Source organism: Streptomyces sp. B5E4 (genome assembly GCF_039871555.1).
Classification (GTDB): domain Bacteria; phylum Actinomycetota; class Actinomycetes; order Streptomycetales; family Streptomycetaceae; genus Streptomyces.
Window position 1 is genome coordinate 12398 of the sequence record NZ_JBDPMI010000020.1, and the last position, 15422, is coordinate 27819.

Sequence of the window (15422 nt, forward strand, 5' to 3'; positions counted from 1 at the left end):
GGTCCCGGCCGAGACGGGTGGACAGACCCGGCCGTGCCCCGCGGCTGCTGGCCGTCCTCGCGCTCGTGCTCGGCGGCGGCGCGGTCGCCGCCGGCAGCCCGGCCGCGGGCGACGCGGCCGCCATACCCCCCGGCGACTACCAGCACGTCCAACTCGCCTCAGGACCGGCCGAGATGGGCGAGCCGATGTCGCTGGCCGTGCTGCCGGACCGCTCGGTCGTGCACACCGCCCGCGACGGCACGGTCCGGGTCACCGACGCGGCCGGCAACACCAAGGTCGCCGGGAAACTCGACGTCTACAGCCACGACGAAGAGGGCCTTCAGGGCGTCGCCGCGGATCCCGGTTTCGCCACCAACCGGCAGATCTACCTGTACTACTCGCCCACGCTCGACACCCCGCCCGGCGACGCGCCCGTCACCGGCACCCCCGCCGACTTCGAGCGCTGGAAGGGTCACCTGAACCTCTCCCGGTTCACGCTCAGGGCGGACAACACCCTGGACCCGGGCAGCGAGAAGGTCATCCTCGAAGTGCCCAACGACCGCGGCCAGTGCTGCCACGTCGGCGGCGACATCGACTTCGACGCCCAGGGCAACCTGTACCTGACCACGGGCGACGACACCAACCCCTTCGCCTCCAGCGGCTACTCCCCCATCGACGAGCGGGCCGGCACCAACCCGCAGTTCGACGCCCAGCGCTCCTCCGGCAGCACCGACGACCTGCGCGGCAAGGTGTTGCGGATCAAGCCCACGGCCGACGGCTACACGGTCCCGTCCGGGAACCTCTTCGCACCCGGCACGCCCGGGACCCGTCCCGAGATCTACGCGATGGGCTTCCGCAACCCGTTCCGGATGTCCGTCGACCGCGAGACCGGCGTCGTCTACCTCGGCGACTACGGCCCGGACGCCGGCGGCAGCGACCCGAACCGCGGGCCGAGCGGCCAGGTCGAGTTCAACCGCATCACGGGCCCCGGCAACTTCGGCTGGCCGTACTGCACCGGCACGAACACCGCGGCGGAGACGTACAACGAGTTCACGTTCCCCAACGGCCCCTCGGGCGCGAAGTACGACTGCGCCGGCGGCCCGGTGAACAACTCCCCGCACAACACCGGGCAGGACAGGCTCCCCGCGGCCAAGCCCGCCTGGATCCGCTACGGCGGCGACGCCGGCAGCCCGCCGGAGTTCGGCGGCGGCTCGGAGTCCCCGATGGGCGGCGAGGTCTACCGCTACGACCCGGCCCTGGACTCGGACGTGAAGTTCCCCGAGTCCCTGGACGGCCGGTACTTCGCGGGCGAGCTGGGCCGGCAGTGGATCAAGGCCATCGAGGTCGGCCAGGACGGGTCCCCCGGGCTGATCGAGGACTTCCCCTGGGACGGCACGCAGGTCATGGACACCGATTTCGGCCCGGACGGTGCGCTCTACGTCCTCGACTACGGCTCCGGCAGCGGCAACCAGGCGCTGTACCGCATCGAGTACCTCGCGGGGTCCCACCGCAACCCGGTCGCCCGGGCGGCCGCCGACCGCACCTCGGGCGGCACGCCGCTGACCGTGCAGTTCAGCTCCGCGGGCAGCGCGGATCCGGAGGGCGGGGCGCTCACCTACCGCTGGGACTTCGGCGACGGCGCCACCTCGGACCAGGCGAACCCCTCGCACACGTACACCTCCGCCGGCACCTTCACCCCGACGCTCACCGTCACCGACCCCGAGGGCCTGACGGGCACGGCGAGCCTGGTGGTGACCGCGGGCAACACGGCGCCGACGGTGACGCTGCAGACGCCGGGTGACGGGCGGCTGTTCTCCTTCGGCGACGACGTGCCGTTCACCGTGGCGGCGAGCGACCCGGAGGACGGGGCGGTCGACTGCGCCAAGGTGCGGGTCGCGTACGCGCTCGGGCACGACAGCCACACCCACGAGATCACCGCGTCGAACGGCTGCAGCGGCACCATCGGCGTCCCGGAGGACGGCGAGCACGACACCGCGGCGAACCTGTACGGCGTCTTCAAGGCCGAGTACACCGACTCCGGCGGGCTGACGGGCACCAGCACCCGCACCCTCCAGCCGCGGCACCGGCAGGCCGAGCACTTCGGCGCGATGTCCGGCATCCAGATCGCCGGGCACGGCGGCGCGGAGGGCGGCGCGACGGTCGGGTTCACGGACAACGGCGACTGGGTGTCGTTCGAGCCGTACGCGCTGAACGACGTGACCGGCATCAGCGCGCGGGTCGCCTCCGGCGGTCCGGGCGGCACGATCGAGGTCCGCACGGGCTCGCCGACCGGCGGTCTGCTCGGGACCCTGACGGTCCCGCCGACCGGCGGCTGGGAGAACTACCAGGACGTCAGCGCCCCGCTGAGCGCGGCGCCGCCGGGGGCGACGACGCTCTACCTGCGGTTCGCGGGACCGACCGGGCAGGGGAACCTGCTCGACATCGACGCCTTCACCTTCAGGACGGGGTAGGCGGAGAGGACGGGCCGATGACCGGCCGGCACGGTGCGCCCGGCTGGGCGGAGCGCACCGTGCCGGTCTCCCCGGCCGGACGCCCCCCGGGCCGGCCCGCAAGGGCAGCCCGCTTGCCGAGCCGACGCGGTCCGTTGATCCCGTTCAGCTACGTCTCCCGCGCATACGTCCCCCGCGCACCCGCCCCAGGGTAGGCCGCCCCACCGACAACGGACTCTCCGTACGACAGGGGACGCACCCCGCCGCTCGCGCAGCCCCTACGCTTCCGCCGCCGCCAGCGCCGCCAATAGCTCGCGCTCCCGCTCCGGGCTCAACCCCGCCCGGCGCGGCCGGTGAAGACCCTGCTCCCGCTCCCACGCCAGCGTGTCCGCCAGCAGCTCCGCCCGCGGCCTGTGCGTCAGCCCCGCCGCCACCGCCGCCGCGCCGCTGCGGGCCGTGAAGCCCTCCCAGCCCGGCTCGTCCAGCCACATCGCCAGCGACTCGGCGCCCATGAACTGCTCCACGCCCTGCCCCCGCAGCCACGCCGAACCGGCCGCAGCCACCGGACCGGTGTGCCCGCCGACCTCCCGGGAGAGCCGGATCCAGTCGGCGAGCGGGACGACCGGGCCGACCGTGTCGTACGTGCCGGTGGCGCCGGACTCCGCGTTGTCGAGCAGCCAGGCGACCAGGTCGCGGACGTCCACGACCTGCGTCGACAGGTGGGGCCCCGTAGGGACGAGCAGGGGGGCCTCGGGGTCGCGGGCGGCGCGGGCGACCCAGTAGCCCGTACGGCCCGTGTGGTCGCCGGGGCCGCCGATGAGGCCGGCGCGGGCGATGACGAGCCGGTCGCCGACCGCCGCCCGGGTGGCCCGCTCGCAGGCCGACTTGGCCTCGCCGTACAGCTCGCGGTCGACCTCGTCGAGGTCGGTGGGCTCCATCAGCGGCTCGGACTCGTCGGCGCCCGTCCGGTGGTGGGTGGCGTAGACGTTGCCGGAGGAGACATAGGTCCAGTGCCGGGCGACGCCCGCGAGCGCGTCGAGGGCGCCGCGGACGAAGCCGGGCTGCCACGAGACCTCGACCACGGCGTCCCAGGGGCGGTCCGCGGTACGGGCCGGCAGGGCGTCGTACGCGTCGGGCTCCCGCCGGTCGGCGGCCACCAGCTCCGCACCGTCCGCCACCCCGCCGCTCTCGCCGCGCGCGAGGCACGTCACCCGGTGCCCCCGCGCGAGCGCCAGCCGCGCCACCTCCCGGCCCACCCAGGCCGTACCGCCCAGCACGAGAATGTCCATCCCCGCACCCAAGCACCGATCCCGCCCCGGCACAGCATCGCTACGCCGAGAGCAGAGCCCGGTCACCGCGGACGCGCTTCCCCCGGCGCTACCCTCCGCGCCGCACCGACGTCCGCGCGAGCCGCGCCTCCAGGCCGTCGAGGATGAAGCCCGGCCCGGCCGCGAAGGTGCCGTTCATGAGCTACTACACGCAGACGGTCCTCGGCTACTCGCCCGTGGAGTCGGGGCTCACGCTCATCGTCAACGCCGCCGCCGCACACCTCACGTCGGCGGCCGGCACCACGGCGACGGCGGCCACGGTGCACGGGTACACGACGGCACTGACGGTGGGGGCGGCGGTGCTGCTGGGCGCGGCGTGCCTGACGTCGCTGCTCGCCACGCCGCGCCCGGAGCGCGAGCCGGAGCCCGAGCAGGAGCCCGAACACGCCGCGGCGGAGCCGAAGTCGGTCGTCGCTCAGCAGGTCTCGCGGACGTAGTCCGCGGCGCCCTCCGGGGAGACCGCGCGGTCGCGGCGGACGATGCTCAGGCGGTCGGCCCACTGCCCGCAGGCCGTCGCGAGGCCGCCGGGCGTGTACTCCACGACCAGCACCCGGTCGTCGAACGCCGCGGCATAGACGGCGCACTCGTCGTACTCGCCGCACTCCTCCGCGACCGCGAAGTCCAGCCCGGTACGCGCCCGGTCGGGGGCCAGCTCCGCGGTGTTCTTCTGTGCGACGGCCAGCCCGCGGCCGTGCGCGCGGTCGGCGAGGAGCGCGGCGTACGAGCGCGCGTGATCGGCGGTCAGCAGGCGCGGGAAGCGGGTGTACGTGTCCAGGTTGTCGGGCTCGACGGCCTGGTAGCCCCGCGCGGCGCAGCCGTCGATCCAGCGGCCGACCTTCGCGGCGATGCGCTCGCGCTTGCCGGCGGTGCGCAGGTCGAGCACGGCCTCGCCCCAGTCCTCGTCGTAGACGACCTCGCCGGCCGCGTCGCGCAGCAGCAGGTCGGGGTCCCACTCGTCCTCGGCGCCCGACTGGGCCTGGAAGGCGTTGACGTAGCAGACGTTGTACGCACCGGGGGCGGGGGCGTCGCCGCGGTCGCGGACGACGACCTCCACACCGGGAGGGGGGTCGTACGCGCCGCCGATCTGGTAGTCGAGCCCGGCGCCCGGCGGGGGCAGCGCGGGCTCCCGCGCCGCGCCGCCGTCCCCGCCCCCGTCCCCGTCCCGCCACGGGGCGAGAAACAGGACCGCGGCCACGGCGGCTGCGCCGGCGAGGAACGCGAGGGCCCGGCGTGCTCGTGCGCGATTCACCCCCTCACTATCGCCTCCGCAGGAAGGCGCTCGTCGAGGCGACCCCCATCAGCTCGAACGCGGTGCCGCCGGCGAGGTACTCGTCCGCCGCCTCCTTCACCCCCGGCCACGTGCGGTCCCCGTAGTCGTCCACGACCACCAGACCGCCCGGCGCGACGATCTCCTCGACCCACTCCAGGTCCGCGCGCACCCCCTCCGCAAAATGGTCGCCGTCCACGATCACCGTCCCGTAGGGGCGGTCGGACACGGCGCGGCGGATGTCCGGGTCGCCGGAGAACCCGCGGTACAGCCGGATCCGTTCGGACGGCACACCGGCCAGCTCCAGGTTCGTCCGCACCACGGCCTCGCTGACCGGCGCCCCCGAGGGGTCCGCGGTGTTGGCCGTGCCCGGCTGGAGCTGCACGTCGGCCGGCGGGTCCACGATCGGCCGACGGCGTGTCCCGGCAGACCGCGTGGTGTCCGTGCACACCCGGGACGAACCTAGAATTGGCGCGTCTGCGGCCCCGAACGCCCGCGGACACCGGGGTGGAGCGGGCGGAGGGAACGGGCATGTCCCAGCAGCGACCGGGCGACGCCGGGGCGCCGACGATGCGTGACGTCGCCCACCGCGCCGGGGTCAGCACCATGACGGTCTCGCGCGTGCTGAAGCGCGACGCGCGGGTCAGCGAGGACACCCGCAGCCGCGTCCTGGCCGCCGTCGACGCCCTCGGCTACCGGCTCAACGCGACCGCGCGCAGCCTGCGCCTGGGCGGCAGCGGCATGATCGGGCTGATCGTCACCAACCTCGCCAACCCCTTCTACTCGCGGCTCGCGCTCGGCGTCCAGGAAGTCGCCTCGCAGCACGGGCTGAGCATGCTGCTCAGCAACACCGGCGAGGAACTGGACCGCGAGCGCGGGCTGGTGGAGGATCTGGCGTCGCGGCAGGTCGCAGGCATGATCGTGGTCCCGGCGGGCGGCAGCCACAGCCATCTGACGCCCGCGGCGCTGCGGGACATGCCGGTGGTGCTGGCCTCCCGGCCGCCGTCCGGCATGGAGGCGGACTGCGTCCTCGTCGACGACTTCGGCGGCGCCCGGGACGCCACCGCCCGGCTCCTCGCCGCGGGCCACCGCCGGATCGGCTTCCTCGGCAACCCGCCGGCCATCCACACCGGCGCCGAGCGCTACCGCGGCTACCGCGCCGCCCACGAGGCGGCCGGCCTCGATCCGGACGACGGGCTCGTACGGCGCGGGCTGACGGACGTGGCGACGGCGGAGAGGGCGGCACGCGGGCTGCTGGCCCCGGGCGGCGCACCGGGATCCGGCGCCGCGCCCACGGCGCTCTTCTGCACCAACAACCGCCTCACCCAGGGCGCCATCCGCGCGGTCCGCGCCCTCGAACTGCCGGTCGCGCTCGCCGGGTTCGACGACTTCGACCTCGCCGACGTCCTCGGGATGCCGCTGACCATCGTGTCGTACGACGCGGACGAGATGGGCCGGCAGGCCGCGCGGCTCCTCGTCGACCGCATCAACGGCGGGCCCGCCGCCTCCTGGCCGCCGCGGCGCACCGTCCTGCCCACACATGTCATCCGCTACGGGCCCGAGTGAGCCGGCCGCGTCACCGCGCCGGGACGGTTCCCGGCGCGGGGCGTGCGGGCGCGTACGGGCGTCGTCAGCAGGACATGCCGTTGGGCTCGTCGATCTCGACCGAGCTGAAGAAGTCCTGGAACGAGGAGAAGAAGTTGCCCTTGCCGCCGGGGCTGGTGACCGCCATGCAACCGGTGTAGTCGGCGTCGGACCACAGGTTGATCCAGTGACCCGTCCGGTTCCAGTCCGACTTGGCGCGGTCGTCCATGCCGACCGCGGCCAGGTTCGGGGTGTCGTCCTGGAGGGCGACCATGTCGCCGGTGCCGTCCAGGCCGGAGAAGAGACAGTAGTGGTCGGCCGGGCAGCGGTCGTAGCCGTCGGCCACCGCCTGGGCGGACGCGCCCGGGGCGGCCAGCAGGGCGGCGGCGGCCGCGGCGGCGGTGACGAGGGCGGCGTGGAGCTTCTTGGTCATCTCTCTCCTCGGTGGGGGGCAGAACCCGAACACCCCGCCGTCCACGGGCGACCCGGGGCGGCGGGGGAGCAAGCGGGAGCGGCGGCATGCGCCGCCGCTCGGTTCTCTCAGTGTGTCAGTCCAGGGCCTCGAAGGCCTTGACCAACTTCCGCTGGTAGTCCGTGATCTGGTAGTACGACCCGAGCTTGTAGTACTCCTCCTTGGACGTCAGCGTGAGCCCGTAGACGAGGGTGCGGTTCTCACCGGCGTACGCGTACGGGGCGTTGTTCGCGTACGCCGAGAACTGCGTGACCTCCGGCTCCGACTTCGTCGGGGCCAGGGTCGGGTCGGAGCTGATGACGGCATAGCAGAGGCGGTCGCTGACGTCGGAGTCGTACCCCAGCGTCGGGTACACCGCAAACGATCCCTTGGCGAACTCCAGCCCCATCTCGGACGGCTCGACCAGGCCCATCTCGGCGGCCAGCGCCTTCACCTCGGCCGGCTGCAGGTATTCGGCGTTCAACTCGCTGAAGTACAGGTTCACCTGCTTCTTCGGGTAGTCCACCGAAATCATCTGAACCTTGTCGAGACCGTATTGGGCGAAGAGCTTGGCGTTCGCCTTCGCACTCGCCGGCATCGACGGCACGTCGAGCAGATCGGCCAGCGGCTGCGGCTCGTTGGTCGGGAAGGAGGCGTACGTCTTCTTGAATCCGGTGGTGACCATGCCGTCGATGGCGTACATACCGAGCGGGAACCCCTCGCGCAGTTCTGCGAGGAGATTGTCGACGGGGTGGCCGGTCTTCTCAGCGAGGCCGCGCTCCAGCGCCGTGGTGAACGGGTCACCGTGGTCCGTGGGTACGGAGATGCTGAAGTCGAGTTCCGTCGCCCGGCGGCCGCCCGCCATCGAGAAGACGACGACGGCGTCCGCGAGTGCGTCCTGATACGCGGTCAGGACCGGCCGGATCTTTTCCCGTGCGACGGGCACACCAAGGAGCCCGGCCGCTTCCTCCATGGCGGAATAGACACGTTCGACGTCGTTAGCCCCGGACATGGGAATCCTCCGCTTGTCGATCACGAGTGACAATGTGGGGGGCCAGGTCGGACTGGGTGGAGCCGGGTCGGCACGTCAGCAGTCACCGGGGGGTGTCCCCAGACCGTGGCCGCCGCCCTGCTGCTCCACTCCCCCGAGTTTCGCCGAGCCTACGGGCATCGAACGTGAATCCGCTTGGCGTCCGCTTGGCGTCCGCCCCACCGGCCGGTTGCTGACGCTCCGTACCGGTGGCACCACGTTCGGAGAAGCCCAAGTCGGCGCCAATTCAATCCCCAGTGCCGCACAAGGCGTCTGCTCGATGCTGACCGCACCATGGCCGGAACGGGGGAATTTCCCGGCGACGGACGGGACCGATCCGCGTCGACCTCGAAGATGTACGAAGAATACTGAGAGGCGAACATGCCAACTCTCCGAGGCAGGGTCCTCCTGGCCGAGCCCCGAGGCTTCTGCGCCGGTGTCGACAGGGCGATCGAGATTGTGGAGCGTGCGCTGGAGATTCACGGCGCACCTGTGTACGTGCGCAAACAGATCGTGCACAACGAGCATGTGGTACGTGAACTTGAGGAGCGCGGCGCGGTCTTCGTCGACTCCGAGACGGAGGTGCCGGAGGGCGCGGTGTGCATCTTCTCCGCGCACGGTGTCTCCCCGCAGGTACGCAGCAACGCGGCGGACCGGCAGTTGAACGTGATCGACGCGACCTGCCCGCTGGTGTCGAAGGTGCACCAGGAGGCGCGGCGGTTCGCGCGGGACGAGCGGACGCTGCTGCTGATCGGGCACGCGGACCACGAGGAGATCGAGGGTACGTACGGCGAGGCGCCGGACCGTACGCTGATCGTGGAGGACGCGGATCAGGCGCGGCGGATCGAGCTGCCGGAGGGCACCCGGTCGGCGTTCCTCACCCAGACGACGCTGTCGGTGGACGACACGTCGGAGATCGTCGCCATCCTGCGGGAGCGCTTCCCGGGGATCGTGGGCGCGGGCAGCGAGGACATCTGCTACGCGAGTCAGAACCGGCAGAACGCCGTCAAGGCCATCGCGGCGGAGAGCGACTTCGTGCTGGTCATCGGCTCGGAGAACTCCAGCAACAGCGTACGGATGGTCGAGGTCGCCGAGACCGCGGGCACCCCCGCGAGGCTGCTTCCGTCCGTCGACTCGCTCGATCCGGCCTGGCTGGAGGGCGCGGAGACGGTCGGCGTCAGCTCGGGCGCCAGCGCGCCGGAGGTGCTGGTGGAGCAGGTGGTGGCACGGCTGGCGGAACTGGGGTACGGGCAGGTCGATGCGGTCGTGACCGCGCAGGAGAACGTGGTGTTCCGCCCGCCCGCGGGCCTGGGGCGCCCGAAGGGCGAGAAGGACCCGGCGGCGGTCGCCGCGGACCTGGGCGTGGCCACGGAGGGACTCCTCACCCGGGTCACGGCCCGGATCGGGGACCTGCTGGCCTCGGAGCGCAAGACCTGGGGCGACGTCGACGCCCGGATGACGCGGCCGATCGACGCGATCGCGCACCTGGTCGCGGCGGGTGGCAAGCGGCTGCGCCCGACGTTCTGCATCAGCGGCTACCTCGCCGCCGGCGGCGCACTCGACGGCTCGCAGACGGAGGACGCGGTCGTCTCGGCGGGCGCCGCGCTGGAACTGCTGCACGCCTTCGCCCTGATCCACGACGACGTGATGGACAACGCCCCGACCCGCCGCGGCCGGCCGACCGTCCATATGAAGCACGCCGCCATCCACGCCGACCACGGCTGGGCGGGCGAACCCCGCCGCTACGGCGACGGCGCGGCGATCATCGCCGGCGATCTGGCCTACGGCTACGCCCACGAGGTCGCGGAGGCCCTGGCGGGGCCGGCGCGGCGGGTGTGGAACCACCTCGGCACCGAGATGATCTTCGGCCAGCAGCTCGACATGTCACTGGCCGCCGAACTCGCCCCGGACCCGGCCCTGGCGCGCTACGTCGCCGTCTGCAAGTCGGGCCAGTACACGATCCACCGCCCCCTGGCCCTGGGCGCGATCATCGCGGGGCGCGACGACCTGGACGACGCCTTCGAGGCGTACGGCGTGGCGGCGGGCGAGGCGTTCCAGCTCCGCGACGACCTCCTCGACGCCTTCGGCGACCCGGAGGTCACGGGCAAGCCCGCGGGCCTCGACATCCGCCAGCACAAGATGAACCTGCTGCTCGCCCTGGCGGCGACGAAGGACGCCGAGGTGGCGCGCCTGGTCGCCGACGGCCAGAACTGGGACGCGGACCGCCTGCACGAGGCGCTGCTGGCGTCGGGGATGCGGGAGGAAGTGGAACAGCGCATCGACGACCTGGTGGCAACGGCCCACAAGGCCCTGGAGAACGCCCCGCTGGCACCCGGGTGGCAGGAGCGGCTGAAGGAGATGGCCGTGCAGGTCGCCTACCGCGACCGCTGACCGCCGTCCGCCACGGACGCCGCGCCCTCGCCCCCGGGTCGTACGGGGACGAGGGCGCGGAGGCGTGCGGGGCGGGGCCCCGCTTACGGGAGGTGGCCCGTGAAGGCGGTCTGGAAGAACGCGTTCTTCTTGAAGTGCTCCAGATAGCGGGGATCGCTCACTTCGAGGGTGAAGAAGGCGGACGTCCCCTCGGGTTCGTCGGCATCGGCAGGATCGTCCTCGTCCTCCTCGATCGTCCAGGAGACGATGATCTCTTCGGTACGGCGGGCGAACGCGCCCGGCTCCGGAGTGAGATCGATGTAGTGGACGCCGTCCGAGAAGCCCCGCCCGCCGTAGGGGTCGATACGCCCCTTGTAGAACTCCTCCGCCTTCACGCGCGGTATCCGCACCTGGGTGGAGCCGTCCGCGAGCAGATAGCCGTCCTTGTCCACCCGCGCCTTCGGGCCGAAGTACAGCTCGTAGAGCTCTTCGAACTCGGCTTCCGTCTCGGCCGACACGGACCCGGCACCGAAGTCGCCGCGCTCGCTCCAGGCGTCCATGATGAGCTGCAGTCCGAACGCGGGCCCCTGGTCGAAGCCGTAGTTGTCGGGGTCGCGGTACTGCACGGTGCCGGAGAGGGTCGTCCCCCTGGTCGCCTCGGTGAAGACGTCGAAGATCATGGTCATGCGGCAGGAGCCTAGCGACGGGGACTGACATCGGCTCAGATACGCCGGAAGACGTAGGTCGACGGACCGGTGACGTCCTCCTGCACCGGTCGCGAACGACGGCGGACAACCGCAGCCCGACGGCCGTCATCGTGCCCATTGCGGGCAGAACTCCACGTGAAGTTGCTCCCACTGCCGCATGTTCTGCGGGTCCAGGCCCCAGTCGTAGACGGGCCGGCAGACGTGGTAGTTGCAGGCACCGGAAATGTAGAGCCCGGTGGCGGCCGCGGGCGGCCCGTACTTCGTGACGGCGAATATCTCCTTGGCCCCCTCCCGGAAGGCCGCGGCCCCGCCGGTCAGCAACAGCGTCTCGGCGTGGATCTCCTTGCGGAGGAGGAACGTGCCCGCCGCCTTCGGGTCGTCCGGAATGCCGTAGTCGGCATCGAGGTCGGGAAGGTCCCGCGCCGGCACGCCGGCGGTGTGCAACTCCCGGGCGGCACGGCCCGTGCGGAGTTGCGCCCGTATGCGCTTCCAGCGCGACGGGCGAAGCTGCGCCGTGCGGGGTACCAGCACCAGGTCGAGGGGCCGCTCACCGTCCTCGCCGATACCGGGTACGACCCGGGTGGTACGCATCGGCAGATAGACCAGCGATCGCGGCGACCGCGCCGCAAGCAGCCACAGGGTGCCGATGCGTCTGCCGTACGTGCGGTCCACGTACATCTCGTCATGGCTGTGGGTCTTGTACAGCGCCCCGTTCTTCAGCGCTCCGGCCGGCCGGATCACGCGGTACTCCGTACCCGCCACCCGTACCTTCTGCACGACGATCCGCACCCGCAGACCGTCCCGGGTCAGAGGAGCCCGTGACGCCGCCACGCCGCCCCCTCCCGGCTGCCGCCCCGGTCAGCAGACATGCCCGGTCATGGTCGTCTCCCAGCGCATGCCGGCCGCCATGTGCTCCAGATAGCCCGCGTCGCCGACAGTCACCACGATCTCCGCGTACGGAAGTTCGGCGAGGGTGTGGTCCCCGAACAGATCCCACACGTCGTAGTCGTCCAGATCGGCGGGGCCGTCCGGCTTCCCGGGGTCCCAGGGCTCGTCCGGGTCCTGCGCCGCAGCCACCTCGCTCAGCAGCGGGACGTTCCGGTACGGGCTGATGTCGTAGGAGGTCACGATGGCGGCGGCGCGCCGCGAGAACTCCTCGGCGTCGCCGGAGGTGAACACCGAATATCCGGGGCGGCTGCCCCCGCTCAGCTTGTACACCTCTTCCGCTTTGCGCCTGGGTTCGAGGACGGTCTTGCCGTCGTCCGCGAGCAGGTAACCGTCCTTGGTCACCCGTATCTCCTTGCCGAGGATGAGGTCGAAGAGAGTCGGGAACTCGTCCTTCAGCCGCATGCCCGCGGTGATGTCCTTGCCCTGCTCCCCGGTGAAGGGGTACCGCTCCCCGTCCTCGTCGTCCTCGTTGCGCAGATACCCCTGGTCCAGCCTCCACCAGGCGTCGGCCAGGAGGGACAGCGGAAAGACACTCTCGTCCGGGACATGGGGGACGTCGGGATTGACGATGTGCACCCTCCCGCGGAGGGTGCGGTCTTCGACGGAGTCGACGGACACGGTGAAGATCGTGGTCACGTGGGGGCGCCCTTCAGACGGAAGCGGTGGGCACATTTTGATCACCGGTCGGCGGGACACGGTTCCACGAGTGCGGCTTGCCCGGGTTCGTCATCCCGGTGACGTGCCCGCGCACCGCTCAGTAGTAGCCCTTGGTTCCGTCGATGAGTTCCCGGACGATGTCCGCGTGCCCCGCATGCCGCCCGGTCTCCTCGATGAGGTGGATGAGGATCCAGCGGAGGTTGGCATGGTTCCGGGGGAAGTCGGGGTGGCGGGCGACGTCCTCCAGGGAGGCCGCGGCGATGATCTCGTCGCTGCGGACGCACTGGGCCTCGTAGTCCGCGATGACCTGGGCGAGGGTGACGCCGTCGGTGAACCAGTCGGCGTCCTCCTCCAGGGATTCGTCGAAAGCCGGGTTCTGCGAGCTGTCCCCGCCCAGGAACAGGACGTCGAGCCAGGTGTGCTCGGTCCAGCGCATATGGGCGATGAGCCCGGCCATCGTCATGAGCGGCGAGGTCGGGATGACGGAGCGGTGCGCGTCCGCCTCGCTCAGACCGTCGCACTTCCACCGCAGGATCTTGCGCTGGAGTTCGAGCCAGCCGGTGAGAGAGGTGCGCTCGTCGGCGAGAAGAGGAGGGCGTGGGAAGATATGCGACATGGTCGCGTACGCTATCGCGCGCGGTCGCGGGGGGTCGCCGGTTTTCGACGGGCGCGGGCGGGCCCGGACCGGCCGGACCGGCGCCCGCGCCCTCCCGCCCTACGCCTCCGGCTTCTTCGCCATGACCACCACCCCGGGCCCGGTCTGCTCGTCACCCGGCAGCCGCAGTTCGGCGACCGGCCGCAGCCCCGCCCGTTCGATCACGGCCACGAACTCCTCCGGCCGCCACTTGTGCGTCGTCCAGCGGACGCCCTGTCTGCCGTACGCCTCCGTCCGGACGAAGTCCCCCTCCCCCACGTGCGTCGCGGTGAGGAAGTGCCCGCCCGGCTTCAGCGCACGCGCGAACAGCCCCAGCACCTGCGGCAGGACCTCCCGCGGCAGGTTGAACAGCGACCACCACCCGAGCACGCCGCCCAGCGACCCGTCGGCGAGTTCGAGATCGGTCGCGGAGGAGACGCTGAAACGGCACTGCGGGTGCAGCCGGCGGGCGTTCTCGATCATGCCGGGCGAGAGGTCCACACCGGAGACGTCCAGGCCGCGTTCGGCGAGATACGCGGTCACCTGGCCCGGTCCGCAGCCGACGTCGAGCACGGGGCCGAAGTCGCCCACGGTGTCGGCGAAGGCGTCGACCGGCGCCTTGAGCCAGGGGTACCGGCGGATGTCGCCCATTCCGGTCGTCTGCAGCAAGTGGACGTAGCCGTCGGCCACCTGGTCATAGGACGTGCGGACGACGTCGAGGTCCGCCGGGCGGTCGATGCGGTGTGTGTCTGCGTGCATCCCGCCAAGGTAGGGCAGCGGTCTGACAGCGGCGCGGGACGCCCGTCAGTCCTTGCGGCCCACGCCCGCGTAGATGCCGACCTCCCGGTACCGCGCGGGCGGCGGCGTGTCCGGGCGCCAGAACGGGACCTGCACCAGGCCGGGTTCGACCAGGCCGAAGCCGTCGAAGAACGGCTCGATCTCCGCGTACGGGCGCAGGTTCAGCCCCGCGGTGGCCTTGTTGTAGACGGCTTGGGCGTCGGTGCGGTCGGCGAAGTCGCCGGTGGCGTGCGAGAGCACCAGGAAGCTGCCGGACGGCAGCGCGTCGCGCAGGGTGGCGACGACCTCCCGGGGCCGGTCCGCCTCGGTGAGGAAGTGGAGCACGGCCACCAGGAACACCGCGACCGGCTCGTCGAAGTCGAGGATCCGGCGGACGTCGGGGTGGTCCAGGAGGGACCGGGGGTCGCGGACGTCGCCCTGCACGATGCTCGTCGCGCCGGCCTCGCTGAGCAGCGCGTCGGCGTGGGCGCGGACGATGGGGTCGTTGTCGACGTAGACCACGCGCGTCTCCGGCGCGGTCTCCTGGGCCGTCTCGTGCACGTTCGGGGCGGTGGGCAGGCCCGTACCGATGTCGAGGATCTGGCGGACGCCGTCGGCGACGACGTGGCGGACGGCACGCTGGAGGAAGGCGCGGTTGGCACGCAGGCCGATCCGCGCCTCGGGGGCGGCGGCGACGAGTTGTTCGCCGGCCTGGCGGTCCACCTCGTAGTTGTCCTTGCCGCCCAGCAGGTAGTCATAGATCCGCGCGGGATGCGGCCTGCTGACGTCGATCTCCTCGAAACGGAAGCCCTCCGTTGCCACACTGCGCTCCTCTCGACGACCGCCACATTAGTACGGCCCCGAGAGAACCTCCTGCCCCGTGCCCGGGTACGCGGAACCATGTGCGGACCGACGAGGGGGAGTGCCATGCCGCACCACGGCATCGACCGGATTCCCGGCCTCACGCCCGTCGAACGCTTCGTGCCGTGGGCCGCCGAGGACATCCGCAGGGACCTCACGCCGCGCTGATCGTCGCACGGGCGCAGGAAAAAGGGCTCTGGCCGCGCGTTGACGCAGGTCAGAGCCCTTGGAAAGAAGGGTGCCCCCAACGGGATTCGAACCCGTGCTACCGCCTTGAAAGGGCGGCGTCCTGGGCCACTAGACGATGAGGGCCGACGGCCCGCCGGGGCACTGGCTGAGCTGCGCTCGGGGGCTCCAGCAGGATATGGGATGGCGGGGG

At 72.0% G+C, this 15422-nt stretch carries 15 protein-coding genes and 1 tRNA gene; 4 read left to right on the forward strand and 12 right to left on the reverse strand.

Annotated elements, in window-relative coordinates; all coding sequences use genetic code 11:
• The first annotated feature begins 17 nt into the window (after positions 1-17).
• Complete coding sequence (locus ABGA99_RS23545) at positions 18-2450, forward strand: PQQ-dependent sugar dehydrogenase (RefSeq protein WP_347583407.1); 2433 nt, start codon at positions 18-20, stop codon at positions 2448-2450.
• A 257-nt stretch (positions 2451-2707) separates the two neighbouring features.
• On the opposite strand, the gene ABGA99_RS23550 is transcribed toward ABGA99_RS23545, so the two are convergent.
• The gene (locus ABGA99_RS23550; RefSeq protein ID WP_347583384.1) at positions 2708-3718 is read right to left on the reverse strand and encodes an NAD-dependent epimerase/dehydratase family protein; all 1011 of its coding nucleotides are present in this window, start codon (positions 3716-3718) and stop codon (positions 2708-2710) included.
• 176 nt (positions 3719-3894) lie between these two features.
• Here ABGA99_RS23550 and ABGA99_RS23555 point away from each other — a divergent pair, with 176 nt between their 5' ends.
• Positions 3895-4194, forward strand: coding sequence for a hypothetical protein (locus ABGA99_RS23555; protein ID WP_347575000.1), 300 nt, complete (start codon positions 3895-3897; stop codon positions 4192-4194).
• Here ABGA99_RS23555 and ABGA99_RS23560 read toward each other — a convergent pair.
• Both ABGA99_RS23560 and ABGA99_RS23565 read right to left on the reverse strand, forming a co-directional pair.
• Positions 4173-5006, reverse strand: coding sequence for an endo alpha-1,4 polygalactosaminidase (locus ABGA99_RS23560; protein ID WP_347583385.1), 834 nt, complete (start codon positions 5004-5006; stop codon positions 4173-4175). The genes ABGA99_RS23555 and ABGA99_RS23560 overlap by 22 nt on opposite strands.
• A 7-nt stretch (positions 5007-5013) precedes the next feature.
• The gene (locus tag ABGA99_RS23565) at positions 5014-5427 is read right to left on the reverse strand and encodes a class I SAM-dependent methyltransferase (protein WP_347583386.1); all 414 of its coding nucleotides are present in this window, start codon (positions 5425-5427) and stop codon (positions 5014-5016) included.
• Between the two features lie 128 nt (positions 5428-5555).
• Between ABGA99_RS23565 and ABGA99_RS23570 the strand changes: the two genes are divergently transcribed.
• Positions 5556-6590, forward strand: coding sequence for a LacI family DNA-binding transcriptional regulator (locus tag ABGA99_RS23570; protein ID WP_347574997.1), 1035 nt, complete (start codon positions 5556-5558; stop codon positions 6588-6590).
• A gap of 64 nt (positions 6591-6654) precedes the next feature.
• Here ABGA99_RS23570 and ABGA99_RS23575 read toward each other — a convergent pair whose 3' ends face one another.
• Entirely contained in the window at positions 6655-7041 is a 387-nt protein-coding gene (locus tag ABGA99_RS23575) for a peptidase inhibitor family I36 protein (protein ID WP_347574996.1), read from the reverse strand.
• A gap of 115 nt (positions 7042-7156) precedes the next feature.
• Entirely contained in the window at positions 7157-8071 is a 915-nt protein-coding gene (locus ABGA99_RS23580; RefSeq protein ID WP_347574995.1) for an aromatic prenyltransferase, read from the reverse strand.
• A 399-nt stretch (positions 8072-8470) separates the two neighbouring features.
• Between ABGA99_RS23580 and ABGA99_RS23585 the strand changes: the two genes are divergently transcribed.
• Positions 8471-10480, forward strand: coding sequence for a 4-hydroxy-3-methylbut-2-enyl diphosphate reductase (locus ABGA99_RS23585; RefSeq protein ID WP_347574994.1), 2010 nt, complete (start codon positions 8471-8473; stop codon positions 10478-10480).
• A gap of 83 nt (positions 10481-10563) precedes the next feature.
• Here ABGA99_RS23585 and ABGA99_RS23590 read toward each other — a convergent pair whose 3' ends face one another.
• The 7 genes from ABGA99_RS23590 to ABGA99_RS23620 all read right to left on the reverse strand — a co-directional run bounded on the left by ABGA99_RS23590 (position 10564) and on the right by ABGA99_RS23620 (position 15355).
• Positions 10564-11145: a hypothetical protein gene (locus ABGA99_RS23590; protein ID WP_347583387.1), complete on the reverse strand. Its 582-nt coding sequence runs from the start codon at positions 11143-11145 to the stop codon at positions 10564-10566.
• 126 nt (positions 11146-11271) lie between these two features.
• Complete coding sequence (locus ABGA99_RS23595; protein ID WP_347583388.1) at positions 11272-11997, reverse strand: hypothetical protein; 726 nt, start codon at positions 11995-11997, stop codon at positions 11272-11274.
• A gap of 27 nt (positions 11998-12024) precedes the next feature.
• On the reverse strand, positions 12025-12750 hold the full coding sequence (locus ABGA99_RS23600; protein ID WP_347583389.1) for a hypothetical protein: 726 nt from the start codon (positions 12748-12750) through the stop codon (positions 12025-12027).
• A gap of 118 nt (positions 12751-12868) precedes the next feature.
• Complete coding sequence (locus ABGA99_RS23605; protein ID WP_347574990.1) at positions 12869-13387, reverse strand: DinB family protein; 519 nt, start codon at positions 13385-13387, stop codon at positions 12869-12871.
• 99 nt (positions 13388-13486) lie between these two features.
• On the reverse strand, positions 13487-14164 hold the full coding sequence (locus tag ABGA99_RS23610) for a class I SAM-dependent methyltransferase (RefSeq protein WP_347574989.1): 678 nt from the start codon (positions 14162-14164) through the stop codon (positions 13487-13489).
• 45 nt (positions 14165-14209) lie between these two features.
• Entirely contained in the window at positions 14210-15004 is a 795-nt protein-coding gene (locus ABGA99_RS23615) for an SAM-dependent methyltransferase (protein ID WP_347583390.1), read from the reverse strand.
• 278 nt (positions 15005-15282) lie between these two features.
• Positions 15283-15355, reverse strand: a tRNA-Glu gene (locus tag ABGA99_RS23620).
• Positions 15356-15422: the final 67 nt, after the last annotated feature.